The 23,747-nt window shown below is 58.0% G+C and carries 16 protein-coding genes, 1 tRNA gene and 1 riboswitch; of the genes, 11 read left to right on the top strand and 6 right to left on the bottom strand.

Annotated features, from left to right (window positions below):
- Positions 1–531 precede the first annotated feature (531 nt).
- Entirely contained in the window at positions 532–771 is a 240-nt protein-coding gene (locus tag JWR51_RS06035; protein WP_299745074.1) for a hypothetical protein, read from the top strand.
- Positions 772–796: 25 nt separating this feature from the next.
- Here the strand turns inward: JWR51_RS06035 and JWR51_RS06030 are convergent, their stop codons facing one another.
- Both JWR51_RS06030 and JWR51_RS06025 read right to left on the bottom strand, forming a co-directional pair.
- Positions 797–1,264: a hypothetical protein gene (locus JWR51_RS06030; protein WP_299745072.1), complete on the bottom strand. Its 468-nt coding sequence runs from the start codon at positions 1,262–1,264 to the stop codon at positions 797–799.
- 74 nt (positions 1,265–1,338) lie between these two features.
- Positions 1,339–2,898 (bottom strand): sodium:proton antiporter, encoded by a 1,560-nt coding sequence (locus JWR51_RS06025; RefSeq protein WP_299745070.1) that lies wholly within the window; start codon positions 2,896–2,898, stop codon positions 1,339–1,341.
- Positions 2,899–3,021: 123 nt separating this feature from the next.
- On the opposite strand from JWR51_RS06025, the gene JWR51_RS06020 reads away from it, so the two are divergent.
- The 4 genes from JWR51_RS06020 (at position 3,022) to JWR51_RS06005 (ending at position 13,744) form a co-directional block, all read left to right on the top strand.
- On the top strand, positions 3,022–3,576 hold the full coding sequence (locus tag JWR51_RS06020; protein ID WP_299745067.1) for a recombinase family protein: 555 nt from the start codon (positions 3,022–3,024) through the stop codon (positions 3,574–3,576).
- Between the two features lie 170 nt (positions 3,577–3,746).
- A complete protein-coding gene (locus JWR51_RS06015; RefSeq protein ID WP_299745064.1) occupies positions 3,747–6,881 on the top strand; it encodes an SIR2 family protein in 3,135 nt (1,044 codons plus the stop codon).
- Positions 6,882–7,271: 390 nt separating this feature from the next.
- Positions 7,272–11,831, top strand: coding sequence for a hypothetical protein (locus JWR51_RS06010; protein ID WP_366525554.1), 4,560 nt, complete (start codon positions 7,272–7,274; stop codon positions 11,829–11,831).
- Positions 11,828–13,744 carry a hypothetical protein gene (locus JWR51_RS06005; protein ID WP_299745058.1) on the top strand — a complete coding sequence of 639 codons (1,917 nt, stop codon included), beginning with the start codon at positions 11,828–11,830 and terminating at the stop codon, positions 13,742–13,744. Before JWR51_RS06010 ends, JWR51_RS06005 begins: the two co-directional genes overlap by 4 nt.
- 287 nt (positions 13,745–14,031) lie before the next feature.
- Here JWR51_RS06005 and JWR51_RS06000 read toward each other — a convergent pair whose 3' ends face one another.
- Together JWR51_RS06000 and JWR51_RS05995 are read right to left on the bottom strand one after the other, a co-directional pair.
- Positions 14,032–15,234, bottom strand: coding sequence for an integrase arm-type DNA-binding domain-containing protein (locus JWR51_RS06000; protein ID WP_299745056.1), 1,203 nt, complete (start codon positions 15,232–15,234; stop codon positions 14,032–14,034).
- 173 nt (positions 15,235–15,407) lie between these two features.
- A tRNA-Gly gene (locus JWR51_RS05995) sits at positions 15,408–15,481 on the bottom strand.
- A 125-nt stretch (positions 15,482–15,606) separates the two neighbouring features.
- Between JWR51_RS05995 and JWR51_RS05990 the strand changes: the two genes are divergently transcribed.
- The 3 genes from JWR51_RS05990 to JWR51_RS05980 all read left to right on the top strand — a co-directional run bounded on the left by JWR51_RS05990 (position 15,607) and on the right by JWR51_RS05980 (position 17,724).
- Complete coding sequence (locus JWR51_RS05990) at positions 15,607–16,308, top strand: autoinducer binding domain-containing protein (RefSeq protein ID WP_299745054.1); 702 nt, start codon at positions 15,607–15,609, stop codon at positions 16,306–16,308.
- A gap of 101 nt (positions 16,309–16,409) precedes the next feature.
- Positions 16,410–16,883 carry a hypothetical protein gene (locus tag JWR51_RS05985; RefSeq protein ID WP_299745052.1) on the top strand — a complete coding sequence of 158 codons (474 nt, stop codon included), beginning with the start codon at positions 16,410–16,412 and terminating at the stop codon, positions 16,881–16,883.
- A gap of 70 nt (positions 16,884–16,953) precedes the next feature.
- A complete protein-coding gene (locus JWR51_RS05980; RefSeq protein WP_299745050.1) occupies positions 16,954–17,724 on the top strand; it encodes an SDR family oxidoreductase in 771 nt (256 codons plus the stop codon).
- A 164-nt stretch (positions 17,725–17,888) separates the two neighbouring features.
- Here JWR51_RS05980 and JWR51_RS05975 read toward each other — a convergent pair whose 3' ends face one another.
- Entirely contained in the window at positions 17,889–19,001 is a 1,113-nt protein-coding gene (locus tag JWR51_RS05975; protein WP_299745048.1) for a 2'-deoxycytidine 5'-triphosphate deaminase, read from the bottom strand.
- Positions 19,002–19,075: 74 nt separating this feature from the next.
- Positions 19,076–19,153, top strand: a riboswitch (SAM riboswitch).
- 37 nt (positions 19,154–19,190) lie between these two features.
- Between JWR51_RS05975 and metZ the strand changes: the two genes are divergently transcribed.
- Positions 19,191–20,399: an O-succinylhomoserine sulfhydrylase gene (gene metZ / locus JWR51_RS05970; protein WP_299745045.1), complete on the top strand. Its 1,209-nt coding sequence runs from the start codon at positions 19,191–19,193 to the stop codon at positions 20,397–20,399.
- A gap of 223 nt (positions 20,400–20,622) precedes the next feature.
- Positions 20,623–21,432: a transporter substrate-binding domain-containing protein gene (locus tag JWR51_RS05965; RefSeq protein WP_299745043.1), complete on the top strand. Its 810-nt coding sequence runs from the start codon at positions 20,623–20,625 to the stop codon at positions 21,430–21,432.
- Positions 21,433–21,588: 156 nt separating this feature from the next.
- Here JWR51_RS05965 and JWR51_RS05960 read toward each other — a convergent pair whose 3' ends face one another.
- Positions 21,589–21,999: a tellurite resistance TerB family protein gene (locus JWR51_RS05960; protein ID WP_299745040.1), complete on the bottom strand. Its 411-nt coding sequence runs from the start codon at positions 21,997–21,999 to the stop codon at positions 21,589–21,591.
- A 129-nt stretch (positions 22,000–22,128) separates the two neighbouring features.
- Here JWR51_RS05960 and JWR51_RS05955 point away from each other — a divergent pair, with 129 nt between their 5' ends.
- Positions 22,129–23,745, top strand: a complete 1,617-nt coding sequence (locus JWR51_RS05955; RefSeq protein ID WP_299745037.1) for a lysine--tRNA ligase — start codon at positions 22,129–22,131, stop codon at positions 23,743–23,745.
- The last annotated feature ends 2 nt before the right edge of the window (positions 23,746–23,747 follow it).

Below are 23,747 nucleotides of genomic sequence, written 5' to 3'. Positions count from 1 at the left end.
AGGCAGCTTCTGCCAAGAGTTGCATGTGCCAGAGAACACCACATGACTGGGCTAAGTAAACTGTCCTCGGCGACTTTCGCACTGCATGTGACTTAACCGACGCCGAGCTCGTTTGGAGCACCTGGCCACCTCGGTCCTCTCCGACCGCGACACGAGATTGCCGCCATTCTGAGAGTGCGGTTGAACGACTGATTTTGGTCTGCTTTCGCTCGCATTCTGTTGATTAGCTGCCAGACCGGTTTCCACCCCGGTCCGGTCAGTCTGCAATCGACCCACTGTGGTCGTTCGCCATGCCCACACTGGCCGCGTCACTTCAGGGCACACCCTCGGGTGACGTAACGTCTCCGCTCTAGTGCGCGTAACATGGAGGTCAAAAGCGATCAAAGGTGACAGTGGCGTACTGAGCCTAAAGCCTGAAGTGACGGCTGATTGCTAACTGCCGACGCAGCTCGTGGATGATCATGCATGGAAAAGCCAGCAATTGGTACGTAGGCGACGGCAACCACCTTCGAGACATGCAGTTGTAGCGCAATGCCCCGCTATTATTTCGATATTAGAGAAGGCCAGGAAACCGTCACAGACGACGAGGGCACGGAGTTGGTCGATCTAACGATGGCCCGCCTGGAAGCTGCCAATACAATTACTGAGTTGGCGAACGATCATATTCCCGGTGATGGACCTCAACACTACATATCAATCATCGTGCGCGATGAGACCGGAGCAGCGGTCATAAAGATGGATTTGGCGTTCGATACTAAAGTGCTTATTTAAGCGTGCCGTGAAAGCTTGCCCGGCCTTAAGTTAGTCTGGACCGCCAGCTTTTGGGCAAGCTCACGCCAAATCCCTCCAGACGTGTCCGAGCAGCCTGCACAACGCTATCGTCAAAACTGTCGGCATATTCCAGAACGATATATTCGCCTGTGAACTCTGCCATGCCAGCGTTCATCACGGCGAGGAAACCTGGTGTAACGTCCTTGGCTGTCGCCCAATCAGCAAGCGCCACGAGAGGCCCGTTCGTCTCGATCTTCTTGCGCACCCGGGTTTCGCGTTGGGCGCGGCCCAGCTTGATTTTGAGTGTTTCCTCGTATGCGGTCACGACCTGCCAGAGCCGCCTTACCAAGGGGTCGGGATGGTTCGCACCACCCAATTCGAAGATGCGACGCAGGCACAGGCGGGCGAGACCTTCCTCGTTTCGATCCAGAGCGTTCTGCATTAGCACCCGAATGCGCTTCGGGTCAGTCATCGTGGATGGATCGGCTGCCATGTGCACCTCTGCAATACTTCCACATAGCACGCGTAGTCGGCATGGGGTGCGTCGTGCGTCCGTGCCCGGCGCAACTAATCTCGCAACCCTCCCGCACCCAGCTCCGACCAGTCCAATTCCGCCTCAAGGGTTCTGAATGCCTCGTCGCCGATCTTGCCGCTGATGCGAAGCTCGTCTGATCGAGCGCGAGCGGCATCGAGCACGGCTCGCCGAAGGGCATTACCCGGCAACTCATCCAGAGGTATTTCCTCGGCTGCATTTGCAGGCTGCCGCATCTGGTATTCGCGACGCACCTGCTCGGCTTCGTCACTGCTATCCGACGCAATGGCGGCAAGTCCGGCAGCATAGACGTCCGCGCGCGCCCAACTGACTTCGGTCGCCACCGGATCGTCACTCGGAAGTTTTAGCGCCAGGATCAAGGGACCCAATGTCAGACCCTGTACCACGAGTGTGCCCAACACCGTCACGAACGCGCATAACAGGAGCACGTCACGGTGTGGAAATGGCGTACCGTCTGCGAGCGTCAAGGGAATGGCGAAGGCGGCCGCTAAGGTTACGATGCCGCGCATGCCAGCCCATGACAATACCGCCGACCCTTTCAGCGTATCAGCCAAAGGCACCCCATGCTTGGACGGATCGAGGTGCAGGCCGCGTACGACGATGCTGTACCCGAAGACCCATGCGAACCGGACGATCACGACACAGGCCAGCACAGCGACTGCCGTCATCAGATTTCCGGTGCGCTGTTCGGGTGGGAGACGCTCCCAAATTGGTCCGATCTGCATGCCGATCAACATGAAGGCAAAGGCGTTAAGGACGAAAACGACGGTTTCCCACACCGCGAAGGTAGGGACCCGCATACGCGCGGCCGTGTTCAATCGTCCAAAGCGGGCCACAACCATGGCGTTGGCCACTATGGTCAGAATTCCCGACAATCCAAGATACTCAGCCAGCGTCCACAGCCCAAACGTCATGACGAATTGAGAGATGACTGCTGTCGGTACGTCCTTGAAGATGCGCCGCATGAAGCGCTGGAACAGGAAACCGGCCCCGCCCCCGAGGGCCAGGCTGCCGACCAAAGTTATCGCCAGCTCGGGAACGAACTTCGCCGTTTCCATCCCGCCCGTCATCGCTGCGACAACTGCGAACCGGTAGATCAGCAAGGCACTCGCGTCATTGATCAGGCTTTCGCCTTCTAACACCATGCGCAATCTATGCGGCATTGGCAGCTTGCGCAGAACGGCCGACGCCGCCGCCGCATCCGGTGGCGCGACGATTGCGCCCAAAGCGATTGCCACCGGCCAAGTCATATCTGGCACGAGCCATTTGACCAGCACGGCGACTGAGATCGTCGAAACGACAACCGCGAACAAGGCGAGGCCCACCAGTGTTCGCCAGTTCCGCAGCAAATCCCGCGGCGAGGAGTCGTAGGCGGCGTCGAGAAGAACCGGGGCAACGAACAGCGTCAATGCCAGCCGGGGATCAAGGCTCCATTCTGGGCCAACCGGCAAGAATGCCAATCCTGCACCGCCCAGCGCCAGCAGCGATGGGTATGGCAGAGAAAGCCTACCAGCCAGCGCCGACAGCAAGGCTGCACCAAGCAGCAGGATGATGACCCATTCAAACGTTTCCACGCTGCCCCCAAAAGCATTCGTCAGTTTACGAACATAGACGGCCCGACGAGGGAGCGCCAAGTCTACGTTGACATCGACTATTGGCGACAGCGTAGCCTCAGCCTTCAAAGCATGAGGTGACACATGGCCCGCATCGGGTACGCACGAGTGAGCAGCATCGACCAAGACCTCGAAATCCAAATTGCCAAGCTCAAGGCAGAAGGCTGCGAGATCGTTCGATCAGAGAAAATTTCGGGCGGGAGCCGCGAGGGCCGCGTCGAACTGGAAACGGTGATCCAGTTCCTGAGACCGGGCGATGAGCTGATCGTCGCTCGGCTTGACCGGCTGGGGCGCGACACCCGTGACGTGTTGAACCTGATCCACGAGTGCGAACTGCGCCAAGCATTTGTGACCGTTCTGGACCCGCATGTGTCAACACGCGGCGAAATGGGACATGTGGTTTTGACGGTGCTAGGCATGGTGGCGCAAATGGAGCGGCGCTTCATTAAGGAACGGCAGCGCGAGGGCATCGCTCAAGCTAAAGCCCAGGGCGTGTACAAGGGGGGAAAGCGGCGGATCGACCGCGAACAAGTTCGAGCTCTGCGCGCTGCGGGTTTGGGCCCATCGGACATAGCGGCGCAAGTTGGGTGCTCACGAATGCAGGTCTATCGAATGATCGCGGACAACTCCGCCCCTTGATCCCGCCAAATGCTAAATTCGTATCACGCCCGTTTTTGCCAGTCGCCTACTACTCCCCAGCCGGTCCGGGCTAAATAACCGGAGGAGAAGGTTCGTTGCTGGAGACAGCCATCTAGCATTCGCGTCAGAAAACCAATGTATTGGAAGGCCGATGCTCGATGAGTCTTTCAATGACCAGCGCCATACCCGATGAGTTGATCCAAGCAGTTCGTGAGGGACGCGTCGTCCTGTTTCTCGGTTCCGGAGCGTCTCGTGGGGCTACAGGGTTTGCCCGAGGAGATCAGGTCCCCGATGGCCAGGGCCTTGCAAGAATACTAGCCGAACAGTTTTTAACCGCTGACTACACGTCGCTTAGTTTGAAGCGGGTCTACGACTTAGCATGCAATCGGCGAGATGTTCGAACTGTTCAGCGATTCTTATACGAGATGTTCGACCCCCTACAACCTGCGGATTTCCATCGATTGATTCCTACTTTCAGCTGGGCTGGGCTGGCGGGGACGAACTACGACCGGGTCATCGAGAAAGCGTATGACCTGCAGTCGAATGCAGCCCAGCGGCTTTCGGTGAACACTAAGGACGGCGATGGAGCAACCGATAGGGTTGGTCCGGACGGGGTGCTGTACGTGAAGCTCCATGGCTGCATTAGCAGACACGCGGAGATCATGCCGCCTATGATCGCGAGCACGGAGCAATTTATAAAATACGAAGACGGGCGTGTGGGGCAGTTTAAAACATTCATGGAATGGGCCAGCAAACACACGCTTGTCTTCGCTGGATACAGCTTCGATGACGTGAACCTGCGAGAGCTACTCCAGTCTATAATATCCGAGGGTGAGAACCGACCGCGACATTATATTGTCAATAAAGGCGTGCTCGATTTAGAGGCTGACTATTGGCGTGAGCGCAGAATTCATGCAATCGACAGCACATTCGAAAACCTTCTGCACGCGTTCGACCTAGCCATTCCACCAAGTGCTCGCAAGCTTGGCTCTTTGACGGATTCAAATGGTACAACCTTTCGACGCTTTATTTCCAAGGCCAGTAGCAGGGAAAGTCAGGCCCTCTCACGGTACCTAGACGCGTTGATCGAACATGTGCCACCCGAGTTGGATCCACCGCAGGTCGACGCTTCCAGGTTCTATAGTGGTTTTGACCTAGGCTGGGCCCCTATTGCTGCTCATCTCGACATCAAGCAGCCTGTTGTGGATGAGGTGCTGCATGAGCATATTTCTGGATCAGTACGCGCCACTTCCAAACCGATTGTCTTGATTAAAGGACACGCAGGTTCGGGTAAGACGGTTGCCCTTCGGCGCATCTGCTTTGAAGCTGCGAAGAAACTGGAAAAAGTGTGTTTTTTCGTAACCAGAAAGCATCAAATCGACGTAGACCGGTTCACAGAAATATTTTCACTGACGAATCTTCCGATATTTTTGTTCGTGGATAATATCGGCTCCCACAAAGGCAAGGTTATTGAACTAATAGCCAAAGCTTCGGCGCTGAAGGCGCATCTTGTCATAGTAGCGACGGAGACATTTGCGACTTGGAACACGTACTGCGCCGAACTCGAGCCTTACGTCGGAGAGGCCAAGGAGATGAAATATCTCTCGGAAGGCGATATCCATCTGCTAGTTGATAAGCTGACCGAGCACAATTCTCTGGGCACCCTAAAGGACGTACCGCCAGAGGAGCGAGTTTCCCACCTCCGTCATAAATATGGCCGACAGTTATTGGTCGCGCTGCTGGAATCTACACACGGAAAGCCGCTCGAAGAACTAATTATACAAGAGTATAGGGATATTGGCTCCCCTGAGGGACGCCTACTTTATCTGGATATTTGTTCCCTTCACCGATTTGGCCCACCTGTCCGTGCTGGCCTGATATCTCGTATCCACAACATCGACTTTGCGGATTTTTCTGAGCTCTTCTTTCGCCCTCTTGAGCAAATAGTGATGCTTAGAGAGGACCGACGTTCTGGTGACTTCGTTTACGAAGCGCGGCACTCATTCATTGCCGATGCAGTGTACCAAGGCGTGCTTAAAAACGAAGACGAGCGCTTCGATTCAATCGTTCGAATTATTAGCAAGCTCAATCCAAACTACTCTTACGACTTGGAGGTGTTGGGTAAGCTCGTCAGAGCTGATGCGCTTGGTAACGCCATCAATAACCCGGCCAAAATTCGTCAGGTATACGACGTCGCGGAGGCATCGCTTGGGCGACGCGCGGTAGTCATGCACCAGCGCGGAATTTTCGAGCTTCGGCAGGCGGGACATATTGCGCAACTGGACGTGGCGGAGACTTTTTTGAGCGCTGCTGATGAGATGGAGCCCTTTAACAAATCCATCAAACATTCTTTGGCCGAGTTGGATCTGCGGCGCTCGCGAATGGCCGTCGAACCGGCTGAAAGGGCCTCTTGGAGGAGGAGCGCTGTCGCTCAAGCAAGCAAGCTTCTCTCGAAAAGCTCTAGCGCATACCCACACCACACACTGCTCAAAGCGTCGATCGACGAAGTTGAAGAGGCATTAGGAGCTCTGGAACGCGATCCCAGTGAGGCTGCGACGTTGACACTCGGCGAGTCGATCGCACACGCTGAATTGGTTCTAAAGAGAGGGCTCCAAGCATTCCCGAACGAATCGATCCTGCTCGCCGAAGAGGGAAATCTTTCAAATGTTCTGTCCCAGGCTTCCCGTGCCGAGAAAGCATTTGAAAAGGCGTTCGAAGCAAACCCACGCAGCACTTTGATCGCCAAGCGCCTTAGTCGCGTCAAGCGGGCAAAGGGGGAATTCGGAGCTGCAGCCCATATTTTGCGCACCTGCTTGGAGTTCAATCCTGGGAGCCAGGACCTGCATTATGACTACGCAATGACCCTGCTGGAAGAAACGCCAGATGCGTCGCAGGAATCCAGCGAGACTCTTCTCCACCATCTGCGTCGCTCTTTCACGCCGGGCGACAAAAGTCGCCAAGCACAGTTTTGGTATGCTCGTCAGTTAGCAATTTCGGGGTATGGGGAAGATGCCAAGGAGTTATTTGACAAACTTTCCTCCGCAGCCGTCCCATTTAGTGAGAAAACAGCGGTCAGAGGCATAATTAAAGACCACGGAGGGGACCCCGAACTGTTCACTGGATCGGTCGTCAGCCTTGAGGAAGAATATGGCTTTGTGCGTTGCGAGAGGTTTGGTTTCAACGCATTCTTTCTCACGCAAGACGTGCCCTCGCACGACACCGAGTTCCTCGCGGTAGGCGTACCGATGAGATTCAACGTCGGCTTCACCCTGAGGGGTCCGGTTGCGCAGAAAATCTCCCTGTAGTTGAAAGGCGACACCGGACCCAGCATAAATTGGTTCTAGCCCCCGAAAGCGAGCTATACTCACCGATCCATCCGGGTCTTACGACAGCTACCAGTGACGAGGCGGAGCAAGTGCGGCCTCTGACTGCCGCCGACAATGACATTGTAACATCAGGCTTTAGGCCATTCGAATTACTGTCACATAAAGCCGTAAACGCCCCTGATGTTACGTGCAGCGGATTTTAGCCGTTACGTCACCCGAGGGTATGCCCTAATGTCGCTACTCTCATAATCAGTCGCGATCGTTTCCCATAATATCCAACTTTTTATCGCGACCAGGATACCACAATTAGCTAACCTCCCGAGAAAAGAGGGGCAGAAACTGGTCACGATAAAAAAGCCTTCAACAAAAGTGCTAGGGCGCGCGCGCGTTCACGTGGTCCTATTTCACGGCCTCGGGGGCGGTGCGGAAGACACTTGGATTTCAGGAACTGGCTCCGAGGCAGAGTTCTGGCCAAGTTGGCTTGAGGACGACCTTGGCGACGTCGCCGTTTGGAGTGTTGGGTATCCGGCAGCGAGATCGCACTGGAAGGGGGTTGCAATGTCGATTCCTGATCGTGCGAGCAATATTCTTCCGAGACTTCTTGCGACGCCGGAGCTGGCGCGGGGAACCCTAGTATTAGTGGGCCACAGTATGGGCGGCCTCATAATCAAAGAGATGCTCAGGCTTGTGGAAAGCCAGTCGCCCTTTGACAATCGTACGTCGGATTTTGAAGAACGTGTCCGAAAAACTGTGTTTATCGGCACACCGCATTTAGGATCAACTTTTTCCACTTTGGCGGTCAAAGTTGGTCTCCTCTACCGCCCCTCACCCGCGACCCGCGGGCTGTCGAAAAACGATACACATCTTCGGACACTGAACAGCTGGTTCCGAAACTATGCCACGCAGCATAAGTTGAGCGTTCTCGGACTAGGAGAAAGCCAACGAACGCTGTGGGGACGGATCGTAACTGTTGACAGCGCAGACCTTGGTCTTCCATCGCCCGCAAAATTCTTTTTATTGGACGATGACCATTTCTCAATAGTCGCACCAAAGGACCGTTCTGCAGATGTCTATGTGCACTTAAGAGATTTCGTGGAGACAGCGGTTCTTGGTAGTCACGGACGCGTCACAATAGTGGACGGACTTGCCGAAATTGGCGCTGGAGTTGGAGACGTTACTGTAGGCATCAACAAGATTCTTGATGCGCTGCCTCAGCTAGTTAATTTCGATAAAGCGACGCTTCAAAGCGGGGCTAGCAACGCTGTTGTGACAAGCGAGCTGCGAAATCGAACTTGGGCCATGCGCCGGGCGCGCTTCAGTGACGGTTACGACTTAACTGCGGAGGCTTTACGCCTCAGACAAGACGTGATGTCGGGAGAGCTAGCAACGGCGGACCGGGACGTTCGCAGACAAGGTTTAGCGTGGTGCGCCCGTGTTCTATCCGCACGTGACGTCGCAGCGGCCCAAAAGGCGCTTCAAGAGGCCAATGCACTAGGAAGTGGAGAAGAAAATGTTATTGCCTTAGCATTTATTTCATTACACCAAGATGGAAATAGATCTTCGGCGCTCAGTCAAATTGCTGGCCTGAATAGTAAGATGTCCCGCTCCGCTTCTCTGATAATTGCAGGTCACGAGCTCACCCCAGCCGAATGCATAGATTGGTTCAGCCAGACACATTGGGCTTTTGAGGACTTAGATGCGGACGGCAAGTTCATTCTTGAACAGAAGCGGCTTGAAGCGGGGCAAGTTGAGGATTGCTTGGCCGATGCCGAGTTAGTAACGGAAGATGACTTTGAGGATTGTCCTCTCCTGCTCGCCACTGTTGCGGCTGTGAACTTAGCGAAAGCCCTCCCTGAAGAGTTTCGGTCGGCGGTATTTTCGCATCAACGGTTTGAGATTGACGACATAATTCTTGCAGGCGATGCGAGCTCAATGGCCCATCGCCGTAGGGCGCAGCGCAAATACGAACAAGCTGAAGTTGCATTTCGAACCATCGGAAGCCTCCGCATGGCAAACATTGTTTCCGATTATGCGCTGTGGCTTGCTCTTCTTGACCCTGCCCGTAGGGCAATCGCAAAAGCGCAGCTTGAGGCAAGTATGAAGGACCAGAGGCATTCGCTTAGGCGATTGCCCATCGCCTTACAGTTTGGCCTCGATATCGACCCCGTGGCGGCGGAGCGCGAAATTGAGGCAGCATCGGCGATTTCCGGTGGCACTTCTGTGGAGGCGGCCATCGGCCGGTTTGCAATCGCAAGGACGAAGAAACCCGACGACCTTGCGGCATATCTGTCGACGCATCGCATTCAATTGGAGGAATACTACACCACCGAATTTCTTACAGCGGTAGAAATTCAGGCGTTAGCGCGAGCAGGCAAAGCGGACGCAGCATCAAAAAAGCTAACGATCTTGCGTAGTGTTGGTGCCCCCTCTTCGGCCGTGACTGCACTCCAACGTTTCATTGACGAAGCTAAGGGCGCAGACCCGGTAGAGTCGAGGGAGGCCCAGTTTAGGGAGACGGATACCCTTCCAGCGCTAATGAGCCTAATAGAGATACTGAAGGAACGAGAGGACTGGACTAGGCTTGTCCCTTTTGCTGAGGCCCTAGTCCGGAGGGCCCCGACAATCCCGAACACCCTCTTGCTTGCTCAAGCACTCTATCAGGTGTCGCATTTTGAAGAGCTGGACGGGCTGGCCCAACAATACCCCGAATTCATTGAGTCCTCTTCCGACCTCGCGGGCATAATCGCTTGGGGTTACTATCGGTTGGGACGACTTACTGAGGCCAAAACTACGGCTTTATCGCTGGAAAAAAGCTTACCAACTGTACGCGCCCTGCTGACCAACATCGCAATTGCGTCAGGTGATTGGAATGCCGTGAGCGCAATGATCGAGGACGACTGGGTTAGCCGTGAAAGCAGATCGGCTGAGGAACTTCTGCGCGCTGGGCAACTGGCTCACCACGTAGGCTCGCCACGCGCGAGGGAGCTTGTTGAACAAGCAGCGCTCGCAGCACAGGACGACCCCGCAATTCTCATAGCCTGTTACACTGAGGCATCGAGTGCCGGATGGGAAGAGACGCAACCCGTCGGCGATTGGCTGAGAACGGCGATCGAGCTATCGGGGGAAGACGGCCCAGTACAGCGATTTGACATTCAAGATTTGTTAGATATGCAGCCCGACTGGAACGAGAAAGAAAGGAAGGTCTGGGAGGCGGTCTCCAGTGGTAGTGTCCCGTTGTTTGGCGCGGCAAATGCGCTGAACCAGACCTTACTACAAATCTTCCTTCTGCCCCCGCTGTTCAACCTAACTCAGCCCGATATCAGGCGGCGATCGATAGTCCCCGCCTTCAGTGGTGCGCGCTCTAAGTCAGCCGTCAATCGTGGGACGGCGGCATTTGATCCCACAGCACTTCTATTGCTCAGCATGCTCGGTCATCTGGCAGAGGCCCTCGATTATTTCGACGAAGTTATAGTACCACATACAACGTTAGGCTGGCTTTTAGCGGAAAATCGGAAAGTTGGTACGGGACAGCCTAGCAGAGTGCGGGCGGCTGTGGACCTTCGGAAGATGGTCGACGCTGGGCATCTCAAATCTTTTCTTGGTGTTAGCAACCCAACTGGCAATTTGGAGCAGGAAGTTGGCTCGGACCTAGCCTTATTCCTTACAGCGGCAGCGAGTGCTAGTAGCACTGCTACTCAACACGTAGTCGTGCGTCCGTTCCCCGTACATCGACCCAGAAGCCTTATGCGCGAAACGGTTGACCTCAGCACCTACTCAGGAGTGTTGGCGGGAAGCTGGGAAGTCGTCTCGGCATTAAAGGCACTCGGTCATCTCACATCATCCGAAGAAGAAAAAGCGCTAGAATATCTTTCGCAGCACGAACCACGTTGGCCTAATCCAACGCAAATCGCGCGAGGCGCAGTACTATATATAGATAGTCTCGCCGCGAACTACTTACAGCACCTCGGGTTGCTCGATCGGCTAAGGTTCGCGGGATTTACAGCGATAGTCAGCGAAAGCGATATCGAACAGGCAGATTTGTTGATCCGGCAGGCGTCTTTTGTGGATTCGACTAGAGACGTGATTGAGGACGTCCGCAGTAACCTTGCACAGCGAATTCAGTCGGGGAGAGTCAGGTTGGGGATTGCCCGCCGCCAGGAAAACGACGACGCCCTGTCGTTCGAAAATCATCCGAGCAACTCTCTATTAGAGATCGCTAAACAGGTAGACGTCGTGGTGATTGATGACAGATTTTTCAACCAGCACAATTGGATGGAGTCGGAGGGCAGGAAGCCGATCAATACGTCACTCGAGGTTCTTACTGCGCTGCACAACGCCGGTCATCTGACCAAGGCAAGCTTGAATGATGCAAGGGCCAAAATGCGTCGGGCCGGGTTCGCGATGGTTCCTATCACTCCTGAGGAGCTTCTAGAGCTTCTGGAGGGGGCCCCGGCCAGCGACGGCACCCTTTCCGAAACCGCCGAGCTAAAGGCGATCCGGGAATCATTGCTACAATTTAGAATGAGTGACGTCCTCCAACTTCCGCGCGAACATCCATGGTTTGATGAGCTAAACCTCGCTCTAGTGGGAGCACTGCGGGCCCAATGGAAAGAAGGAGTGGATTTCAAAAACGCAATCGCCAAGTCGAATTGGGTCCTCGGCCTTTTCGATATCCGTCGTTGGGCTCATCGCATGCAGCCGGATCATCTGAGTTCGTCGGAGCGTTATCAAGCGCAGCTACAGCTTTTGATGATGTTGCCCGACGTTGGCGACGAAGTCCGAGCAAAGTACTGGAATTGGGTTACCGACGTCGTCCTCCGGCCAATCCGCGATCGTGACCCCGTCCTGTTCCACAACCTCCTCGATGGCATTGCAAGCCGCATCGACGCAGCGCTCTCCCAAACCGAAAACACTGAGGAGGACGCATGACCTCCGAACATCACGCGATACTGGCTGACGGCCTCTTGAAGCTATTCCCACCAATAGTACAAAGCGCTTTTCTCGACCGACCCGAATTTTTAGAGTCTCACGGCTTGCAGGTCCTTGCGAGAGTGGAATTCGGTGAGGGCATGCCGTCATTTGAACGCCGTGAGTTATTTTCGGCTATTCGTGAGGTATATAAATCCGACAGACAGATAATCGTGAACGACATCAGTGGCGATAACTACGAGGTTCAATTATCTGCGGACAAACAGCGGCTGCTTCTAATATCGTCTGAATCTGGCGAGGTTGGTATTCCATCTTTTTGGTTTTTGAACGGAAATGATGTTGACCGTCTAGATAGATTTGACCTCGCGATCGATGAGTACGCGCTTCAAGGCGCGGAGGCGGTTCGTTGGCGCGAAAGAGTGGAGATTGGTATTGCCGACGATGATGTCGAAGGCCTGCTGGCCTTTTTTCGTCAGGCTCCGGAAAGCGTTTGGGAAGCAATCAAATCTGATATCGCTGCCGGGCGAGGAACGACGTCAAATCTGGTGCCACAGTCCATAACCTACTTTGAACAACTTATCGGTAATTACCGGGGCACGAGTACGCTCAAGGAGTACATCGATAGAGTATTGCCTCCTCATCTGGATGCAATATTAGCGCGGGGAGGTGAGTTTGCTCTTTCGCGCACGCTCGTTCTTTGCGCTCATTCCTCGATATCAGAGGCGATTGGTCCCAAACTGTCGCTCGACCTTGTGGTACGTCATTTCGCGGAACTTGCACGCTCTGGCGACCGCTTGTCGCAGCTAGGCGCGATAGAGGTGGGCATTCGTTTGCTGGCCACCGAGCCTGGGTTGGAACTGCCTCTGCTGCAAATGGCGCAACTGATCGTCGAGGACGATCCGGCGGATGCGAGCGGCCGCCTTAGTTTAATTAGCGCCCTAACCATATTCGTTGACGGGGAGCTGTCGCGGTTAGGCATATTCGAGAATGAGGCACCTTTCCTGCGTCGCCTCGCGGCATTTTCTCATGCAGCAGCGGTAGAAAGGCAATTGATCGCAGCTGGCGTGGACATGGCAGACTTTTCGAGGTGGGCAACTGCAGCACGCGGTCAACGCTACTTCTTACAGACACTAACCGACCTCAGGTTAGAACCTCGATGGCTCCCTGATTTTATCAGCCCTGAGCAATTGAAGGCGGAGTTTGTTTCGAGATTAGCAGGAGCAGCGGACAGGCATCGCACTTCCATACCATCGGGAAAGTTAAACGATTTCTTGTTCAGCACCGACGTTGGGCGGTTGCGGGCTGCAATGGCTTTTCCATACTCGTATCTACCCGGTCCCTTGGAAGGTGGCTTAGACAGTCCAGCTCCGCTCCCGGACGAAATCTCCGAGCAACTCAGTCAACTGGCACATGCCGAAGAAATCAACGAGGGATCGCTCGCGGCGTTCGTCAACACAGTATTGATTTTCCAAATTACCAAGCATCAAACGAAGTTGGTCACAGAAGCTCTTAGGCGCGTTAAGTACGAGGTCGTTCAAATGGATAACGACGCGAAAACATTTAACCTACTCAGCGGTTTAGCCGTTGCTGCTGCCGTAGCCCGCGACACAGAACTTGCTGGTGAGCTAAGGATTTTGGCGAGAACTCTGCGGCGTCGAGCAGGCGCACATATTGACACCGACAGCAGCTTGAGAATCGCACTTATCGCTTCGGCATCGGAAGTCGACCTTGGCCGGTGGTCTGAAATGGTGGGGCAATGGCTGACCGAGTTGGGCTATGAGGAAACGAACTCTGAGTTGGCTGAGGCAATGCACGCGCACATCGACGAGCTATGCAAAATAAGCCCCGTCCTTTGGCGAACGTGCGCGAGAGCCCAAGCTGCCTTCGAGGCCAAGATCGCTTTGCTTCCCTGAACACGCAATCATCATGCAGGATGGCCACTCCTGGAGCCTTCCAGCATTCGGCGTTCGCTCATGAAAAAGCTTGCGGGACAGCGCCATCGCGCCGTTATCGAACCTGTTGTTATGCGAGAAATTTTAAACGGTCCTCCTGCCTTCTGCTTGTAACTCGACCCGGCAAAGCGTGGCACGCTCGGACAAATGTGGGGCAAAAATGGCAGGCGCAGGCGCACCGGGAGCCCGCACTTCAATAAAATCAAGCAGTTACGAGGAAAAATGGCGGAGAGGGGGCATTCGAACGGCTAGAGAACGGTTGGAATCGTCATACGCGCGGTGTCTAGCAGGTCGGCCCACCATTGCATCAGATGAACACGTTCCTCCCAATACTGTGCGCGATTATAGGTTCGACGAACCTTGCCCTTATCGAGATGCGCAAGTTGCATTTCAATGGCGTCGGCGCTGAAAATGCCAGACTCGTTTAGTGTGGTGCTGGCGGTTGTGCGGAAGCCATGAGCGGTGTGCTGGTCGTGGGTAAACCCCATTCGCCGCAATGCCGAGTTCATGGAGTTTTCTGACAGCACGGATTTTCCCGACATCATCGAGGGAAACACAAAACTTCCAGCGCCACTTAATGGTCGCATCTCCTCAAGCAGGGCAATTGCTTGCGTCGACAATGGCACGTCGTGGGGGCGGCGCATCTTCGCCTTACTTGCGGGAATAGTCCAAATCCGCGTTGCTGCGTCAATCTCTGCCCACTCCAGCAGCCGCGTTTCACTCGGTCGGGAAAAGCAAATGGCCTGCATCTTTAGCAGCCCGGCTAGGCTGGGCCAGCCTTCGTAGCCATAGATTGCTCGCATTAAGCCCCCCACATCCTCCGGCTTGGTGAGTGCAGGGTGGTTAATTGGAACGTGGCGTTGCAACGCGCCGCGTAGCGCGAAGGTCGGATCATTTTCAGCGCGCGCACTGGCAATCGCGTACCGGAATACCCGGCCAATGGCAGCCCGTGTCGCGAGGGCGCTTTCCACTCGACCGCTGAGCTCGATTTTCCTCAACACATCGAGCACGTCTTTTGGCGAGATGTCGGTTATCGGACGAGCGCACAGTTCGGCGGCAAGGACCTTCATCATCCACTCATTCTTGGCCAGCGTTGCCTCTGCGCGTTTATCCCGCTTGAGCTTGGCCAAGTACTCGTCGGCAATGACGCCGTAGGTGTTCCCATTGGCTGCAAGCGCGGCAATTTTGTCCGTGCGCCTAGCGACCGACGGGTCGGTACCCGAAACCAACAGCCTCTTAGCCTCATCCCGTTTTGCTCGAGCATCGGAAAGGGTCACAATCGGGTAAACGCCGAAGGTCAGTGTCTTTCGCTTTCCCAAGTACGAATAGTCCATGCGCCAGGACTTCGTGCCGCTGGTTTGAACGGCGAGATAGAGGTTTCCCCCATCGGACATTTTCTTCAGTTTAGGGCCGGGTTTCGCGTTTCTTACTGCGGTATCTGTGAGGGCCATTACGGTATCAACATTGGTCGTCGGGCTTTGATACCGTTCGTCATACCGTAAAAAATGCTGGCTGTAACGGTATCTTGCTGGACGACCCTACACGCGCGCGAGGGCGATGTTGACTGAAATGCCTGCGTTTCTGGCGATTTTTGAGGGCTGTTGGACGACGCTGGACGGGTCGTTGGAGCGGGTGAAGGGAATCGAACCCTCGTCGTAAGCTTGGGAAGCTTCTGCTCTGCCATTGAGCTACACCCGCGAGCGCCTCTTGATGCTTGAAATGGGGCAGGGCGTCAAGCCTGACGCGATGGCAGGCGCGATCAATACGCTTGACAAGCCTGCCTATGGCCGATCCGACTGGCACCAGGGTCGGGGGATCGCGAAATGGCTCAGGATTGGGCGGCCGAGATGTCCGCGTGCGGTGATCTGGCGGCGGTCAAGGCAGTCTTTGTCGCCGGGATTGAACCGTATGGCTATACTGCCGGGGCGTGCGGCGCGTTCGTGCCGGCTGACCGGGGGCCGGAGACGCATTTTTTCTTTCAGCACTGGCCGGAGACGTGGATTGCGCTCTATCGCAGCCGCAGTTTTCATCTGGCCGATTTCAGCGTCTCCGAGGCGCGCCGCCGCATCGCGCCTTTCACCTGGCAGGACGCCAAGGCGCAACGCCAGTTGACGCGGCCCGAGCAGGACCTCGGGGAAACCGCAAACCAGTGGGGGTGGACCGATGGCCTCTCCGTGCCTTTTCACGGGCCGGGTGGTTATCTGGGCCTCGTGACCATGGCTGGCGGGCGCCGGCTGACCGCCACCGAGCGCGACACCATGCACCTGCTGGCCTTTCATGCCCATGAGCGCTGCCGGGCTCTGGCCGGGGTCTCCGCCTTGCCCGTCCCGACCGCCCCCATGACCATCCGCGAGCTGGAATGCCTGCGCTGGGTCGTTGCCGGCAAGACCGACGGCGAAACCGCCACCATCATGGGCCTGTCGCGCGAGACCGTGAAGGGGCATGTCGACAGCGCCCGCGCCAAGCTGGGTGCGCGCACCCGGCCCCAGGCCGCCGCCCGGCTGGTTCTCGCTGGACTGAGCTAGGGCAATCGCGCCCCCTACCCCCTTATAGGGGGATGACGGAGGGTTAACTTTGCTTAACCATTTGCTCCAGGACCGGGGGCGGTCCGGAGGGAGCACCGATCATGAACAGCAGGGTTTTCATCATCGCGGCTATTGCCGCATCCATCGCCATGCCGGCCTTCGCGCAGAACGACGTCTGCCGCGACCAGAACGGCAATGTCGACCAGAACCTGAGCCAGGGCTGGCAGCAGTTCCAGGCCAGCGCCGATCCACAGGCGATGCAGCAATTGACCGGCGTCTGGTACACCGAAATCCCCAACCAGTTCAGTCCCGGCCAGGTTGCCCAGCGCTATACCACCTTTGAGCCCAGCGGCCTGTTCACCACCCAGACCCGTGTCTGCGCCAATGGCCAAATGTGTTCCGATTATCCCGGCCACGGCTTCTGGGCGTCCCAAATGCAGAACGGCGTGCTCGTCACCTTCTCGATCTTTTCCGATACCCAGGTGACCAATTACTGCTCCATCACCCAGGCCCAGTTCAACGGGCCTAACATGATGCGCGACCAGAACGGACAAGTGCAGCAGCGTGTGCAATAGCGTCGCGATCCCACTGGCATTGGGGGGCCGCTGTGCGCCATAGTCCCGCGGAATGAGGGGATGAATTACCATGCAGCAGCCAAGTTTTGATTTGAGCGGGCAGGTCGCCCTGGTGACTGGCGCCGGCAGGGGCCTGGGGCGGGCGATTGCGCTGGCCTTGGCCAATGCCGGTGCCGACGTAGCCTTGGGCCTGCGCGATATCGCGGCCGATGGCGGATTGGCCGATGAAATCGCCGGCCTCGGCCGCCGTGTGCTCAAGCTGCAGATGGACGCGGCCAATCTCGATCAATCGCGCGCCGCGATGGACGAGGCCATCGCCACGCTGGGCCGCATCGATATCCTGGTCAACAATGTCGGCGGCGGTGGATCGCAGGGTCCGGTGGAGGATTTCACCGAGGCGGTCTTCGACGAAACCATCGGCATCAACCTCAAATCCTCGTTCTTCATCGCCCAATATGCTGGCAAGCACATGATCGCCAGGGGCAGCGGGCGCATCATCAATATGAGCTCGCAGGCCGCTTTCGTGGCGTTACCCGGGGAGGCGATCTATTGCCTCGCCAAGGCGGCGGTCTCGCACATGACCAAGTGCATGGCCGTCGAATGGGGCCAATACGGCATCACCGTCAACGCCGTCGCGCCCACCTTCATCGCTACCCCCGGCACCGCACCGGCCCTGGCAGATCCAGTCTTCAAAGCCGATGTCGAGGACCGTATCGCCGCCCTCCATCGCATCGGCGAGCCCCACGAAGTCGCCGGCGCCGTCGTGTTCCTGGCCTCGCCCGCAGCGTCCCTGATCACCGGTCAGACCATGCTCATCGATGGCGGCTGGACGGCGCGCTAACCGGGCTAGATCATTGCCACGCCCTCGTGGTTCGAGGGTCGTAAGAACTCCCGCCTCACCATGAGGGCTACGCGAGCACTGAATTCAAGTAGTCCTCATGGTGAGGTGCGAGCTCTTCGCGAGCCTCGAACCACGAGGGCGTGGCACCATGCTCTGGTGAGGCTCTAAGGCAGATACGGCTTGAAATGCTTCGACAATTTCAGCGTCTGCGCCTGATAATTCGAACCCAGCGCCGAGCCATAAAGTCGATCTGGCGGCTCGGCCAGCTTTTCATAAATCAGCCGCCCGATGGTCTGCCCATGCCCGAGCAAAAACGGCACTTCGCGGCTGCGCACTTCCAGCACCGCGCGGCTGCCCGTGCCTCCGGCCGCCGAATGCCCAAACCCGGGATCGAAAAATCCGGCATAATGCACCCGGAATTCGCCCACCAGCGGATCGAACGGTACCATTTCGGCGGCATGGGTCGGCGGCACGTGCACCGCCTCGTCGCTCACCAGAATATAGAATTCATCCGGATCGAGGATCAGTTCATCACTGCCCCGATTGGTCAGCGGTTCCCAGAAATCCAGCACGTCGAGCGCCGCCTTCTTGTCGACATCCACCACCGACGAATGCCGCTTCGATCGGAACCCGATCAGCCCATTGCGGTCGGCGCCCTTAAGGTCGATCGACAGCGCCACCCCATCATCCACCGGCCGGTGATCGCCGAACACTAGCGTCTGCTGCCGATGCAGCGCCTGATGCTCCGCCACCGTGAGCTTGGTATCGCCCGAGCGAAACCGCATCTGGCTCAGCCGCGAGCCCGTCCGCACCAATATCGGAAACGTGCGCGGGCTGACTTCGAGATAAAGCGGCCCATGATAGCCGGCCGGCATCTGGTCGAACCCCCGAGCGCGGTCGCCGATGACGCGCGTGAACACATCCAGCCGCCCCGTCGAACTCTTCGGATTAGCCGAGGCACTCACCGCGTCCGGCAGCGCCAAGCTCTCCTGCAGCGGCACCAGATACACGCAGCCACGCTCCAGCACCGCGCCATGCTTGAGGTCGATCTCATGCAGTTTCAGCGCATCGATCCGCTCGGCCACCGAATGGCTCGGCCCGGGCAGGAAGCTGGAGCGCACGCGAAACGCCGTGTCCCCCAGCCGCAGATCCAGGCTCGCCGGCTGCACCTGGTCCACATCGAATTCGCGCGTCGTGGCGATTGCGCCCTGCTGGCGCAAGACCTCGATCAGCCGCGCCGGAAAAATGCCCTGCGGCCAGGCCTGTTGCGTGCTCATAGCGATCTGTCCCGCATGCCGATGCTTTCCCCTATCAATCCGCGCAATTGACGCCAAGCGACAAATGGAATTACATCCCGATCAGTGGTGATTTGGCCGGTCTGGTTGCAGCCACTTTAAATAAATTGCTAAGAGACCGTTCAACCGGCCGCATGTTTGTGGGCCGGTTTTTTTGTTTGAAGGCATTCCATGTCCAAGGCCGACAACCCCCTCAACGACCCCACCAAGCGCGCGCCCGAAACCCTGCTCGTGCATGGCGGCGACAAGCGCACCGCGTTCAACGAGACCTCCGAGGCGCTGTTTCTCACCTCCGGCTACAGCTATCCCAGCTCCAACCACGCCGAGCGCCTGTTCAACAACGAGATTCCCGGCGCGCACAATTACTCGCGCTTCGCTAATCCCACCGTGGATATTTTCCAGGAACGCATGGCGCTGCTCGAAGGCGCCGAAGCGGCGCGCGGTTTTGCCAGCGGCATGGCGGCGGTTACCAACGCAGTGATGAGCCAGGTCAAGGCCGGCGACCACATCGTCGCCGCCCAAGCCCTGTTCGGCGGTTGCCGCTTCGTGGTCGAAGATTTCATGCCGCGCTGGGGCGTCAGCTCGACGCTGGTCGATGGCCGCGATCCGGAAAACTTCGCCCGCGCCATGCAGCCCAATACCAAGGTCGTGTTCATCGAAACGCCGACCAATCCGACGCTCGAGCTGGTCGATATCGCCGCCGTCGCCGACATCGCCCACGCCCATGGCGCCAAGCTGATCGTCGACAACGTCTTCGCCACGCCCTTGTACCAGAGGCCGCTGCAACTCGGCGCCGACCTCGTCACCTATTCGGCCACCAAGCATATCGACGGGCAGGGCAGGGTGCTCGGCGGGGTCGTGCTCGGCAGCAAGGAACTGATCACCGGCGACGTGCATACACTCCTGCGCCAGACCGGCGCCACCCTGAGCGCCTTCAACGCCTGGGTTCTGCTCAAAGGCCTCGAAACCCTGCCGCTCCGCGTCCGCCAGATGACCGAAAGCGCCGCCAAGATCGCCGAAGTCCTGGGCAATCACCCCAAGATCAACCGCGTCATCTACCCGCACCACAAGTCCCACCCGCAATACGACCTCGCCAAGCGCCAGATGAAGGCGGGCTCGACGCTGCTGGCCATCGACGTCAAGGGTGGTCAGGAAGCTGCATTCAAGCTGTCGGACTCACTCGCCGTGATCCTGATTTCCAACAATCTGGGCGATGCCAAATCCATCATCACCCACCCCCGCACCACGACGCACCAACGCCTGACCGAGGAAGTCCGCCTGGAAACCGGCGTGACGCCGGGCCTCCTGCGCCTCTCGGTAGGACTTGAGGCGAGCGATGATCTGATTGCGGATTTGCTATACGGGCTGGATCAAATCTAGCCGAGCGGGCGGGCCTCCCTTCACCTCGCCCCTCCGGGGAGAGGTCGGCGCGCAGCGCCGGGTGAGGGGGCCTTTACCGGGTGAGGTGCCTGCGGAAGGCCCCCCACCCGCCCCAAGAGGGTCGACCTCTCCCCGGAGGGGCGAGGTGAAGAGTAGCCTCGCCAACCCCAGCAAACTCGGCCATAAGAACGCTGTTCTCATCCAAGGCAATGGCGTGCGGCCCATGCGTTTGATCGTCGTTCTGATAGGCCTACTTGCGGGCATGGTGTCAGCCCACGCCCAGCCCATCCCCTATCACGCCGATCCAAGCGCCCGCGAAATCCTGCCTAACCTCGCCCCCGTACCGGCCATCCGCTTCCTCACCACCGCCGATTTCCCACCCTTCAACTTCCGCGATGCCGGGGGCGAACTGATCGGCTTCAATATCGATCTGGCGCGCCGCATCTGTTCGGAGGTCAATGTCGCCTGCACCGTGCAGGCCTGGCCGTGGGAACAGGCGTCCAACGCCCTGGCCGACAATCAGGGCGACGCGTTGATCGCCGGGCTAGACATGTCCGCCCAAAACGGCGCCAAGTTCGATTTTTCCAGCATTTACCTGGCTCTGCCCGGCCGCTTCGTCACCCGCGCCAGCGATATCGCCGCCTTCTCGACCGCCGCCCTCAACGGCAAGACCGTCTCCGTCCGCACCGGCTCGCGCCATGAGGAATTCCTCAAGCGCTACCTGCCCGACGTGAAGATCACCGGCTTCCCCAGCGAAGTCGAAGCCCTCGCCGCCGTACAAAACAACCAGGCCGAAGCCTTCTTCGGCGACGCCATGCGCGCCTCGTTCTGGCTCAACGAAAACCTGACCTGCTGCGGCTTCGCGGGCGAGCCTTATTTCCGTCCCGACCTGTTCGGCAAAGGCCTCTCCATCGCCGTCCCCGCCGGCCACGACGCCGTCCGCCAGGTCATCGACTGGGCCCTCATCAAGCTCAAGAACAAGGGCACGCTCGACGAGCTCTACCTGCGCTGGTTCCCGGTCGGTTTTTACTGAGGGCCACCGTCGCTCAATCGAAGCACAATTCCTCCCCACCCACTGCTCTTCCCGCGGACTTGATCCGCGGGCCACTCTCAACGCGGCATGCGTTCTGAAAGGCCCGCGGATCAAGTCCGCGGGAAGAGTCGAGGATGGGGATGATCTGCCGGTAGGCTACCCCGGCATCCGCCGATGCCTTGCCCGCGCCGCGGTTTCGATCGCCGCCGTCACCAGCCGATCCAAATCCATCTTGTCGCGCATCAGCTCCAGAAACCGCAATTCCTCCTGCGTCAATTGCAGGTCCACCGCCGTAATTTCCACCACCAGCGAATACGCCGTGTCCTGCAATTTCTTCGGCAGCGCCGCAATCGCATCGTCCACCAATTGGTCCAGCCCATCGCCATTCAGCTTGTCGACACAGTCATTGGCGACAGCGCCCAACCGATCCCGGTCAAACCCCTCGAACACCGGCAGCCGCCCGACCAGCGTTTCGATACGGCGCAACTCCTTGTCGCTCATCGCCTCGTCGGAGGAGGCGGCGACGACCATCAACTGGATCAGCGCATCGTGGGCGGCGGTGGACATAAGGCAATTCCCCTGAGTGAAGGCCGATACATAGGCGCGCTGCGCCATTTGGCAAGCGCTGCCAACATTGACGCCCGGCCCCCCAAATGCAACACACCAGCCTTCACCTTATCTCGAAAGGGCTGTCCCTTGTCTGCTCCGCTCCCCGCTCTCGATCCTGCGTTTTTCGACGCTGCCCAAACTGCCCGCGCCTGGCCGTTTGAGGAAGCCAAAAAGCTGGTCGCGCGGATCGAGAAAACCGGCAAGAGCGAGGTCCTGTTCGAGACTGGCTACGGCCCCTCGGGCCTGCCCCATATCGGCACCTTCGGCGAAGTCGCCCGCACCACCATGGTGCGCACGGCCTTCCGCCTCTTGACCCGCGACGAAATTCCCACGCGCCTCTTGGCCTTCTCCGATGACATGGACGGCTTCCGCAAGGTGCCGGGCAATGTGCCCAATCAGGAGATGATGGCCAGCTTCCTCGGCAAGCCACTGACCCGCGTGCCCGATCCGTTCAGCAACGAATATCCTTCGTTCGGCGCGGCCAATAATGCACGCCTGCGCGCCTTCCTCGACGGCTTCAACTTCAACTACGAATTCGCCTCGTCGACCGATTACTACACCTCGGGCAAGTTCGACGAAGCCCTGCTGCGCATGCTGACCGTCTATGACGCCGTCATGGACATCATGCTCCCCAGCCTGGGACCCGACCGCCGCGCCACCTATTCGCCGTTCCTGCCGATCTCCAAGGTCAACGGCAATGTGCTGCAGGTGCCTATGGTCGAGATCAATGCCAAGGCCGGCACCATCGTCTATATCGACCCCGCCGATGGCGAAAAGTACGAGACCACCGTCACCGGCGGCGCCGTCAAGTGCCAGTGGAAGCCCGATTGGGCCCTGCGCTGGTTCGCGCTCGGCGTGGACTACGAAATGGCCGGCAAGGACCTGATCGACAGCGTCAAGCTGGCCAGCCGCATCGTCACCGCGCTCGGCGGCAACCCGCCCGAAGGCTTCAACTACGAGCTGTTCCTCGACGAGGGCGGCCAGAAGATTTCCAAGTCCAAGGGCAATGGCCTGACCATCGACGAGTGGCTGACCTATGCCGCTCCGTCGAGCCTGGGCCTCTACATGTTCGGCAAGCCCCGCGCCGCCAAGCGCCTGCACTTCGACGTCATCCCGCGCGCGGTCGACGATTACTACAGCTTCGTTTCCAGCTACCACGCCCAGACCCCCGCCGAGCGGCTGGAAAACCCGGCCTTCCACGTCCATTTCGGCGCCGTGCCGAACCCCGACGTGCCGCTGAGCTTCGCCCTGCTGCTCAACCTCGTCTCGACGGCCAATGCCGAAGACACGACCGTGCTCTGGGGCTTCATCTCGCGCTATCTCAAGGGCGCCACCGCCAAGACCCACCCCGAGATCGATAGCCTCGCCGGCTACGCGGTGCGCTACTTCAACGACAAGGTGAAGCCCACCAAGATCTATCGCGCCCCCAGCGACCAGGAACGCGCGGCTCTCCAAGACCTCGCCGACCAGCTCGCCGCCCACGAAGGCTCGACCGACGCCGAAATGCTGCAGAACCTGGTCTTCGAAGTGGGCAAAGCCCACAATTTCGATCCCCTCCGCGCCTGGTTCGGAGCCATCTACGAAGTCCTCCTCGGCCAGGCCCAAGGCCCCCGCTTCGGCTCCTTCATCGCCCTTTATGGCGTGGCGGAAACCCGCAAGCTGATCGACACGGCCCTGGCCGGTAAACTGCTCAAGGCCGAATAGGG

Source organism: Devosia sp. (assembly GCF_028290625.1).
Classification (GTDB): domain Bacteria; phylum Pseudomonadota; class Alphaproteobacteria; order Rhizobiales; family Devosiaceae; genus Devosia.
The sequence above is the reverse complement of the archived record's forward strand: the minus strand, read 5'-3'. Positions and strand labels throughout refer to the sequence as shown.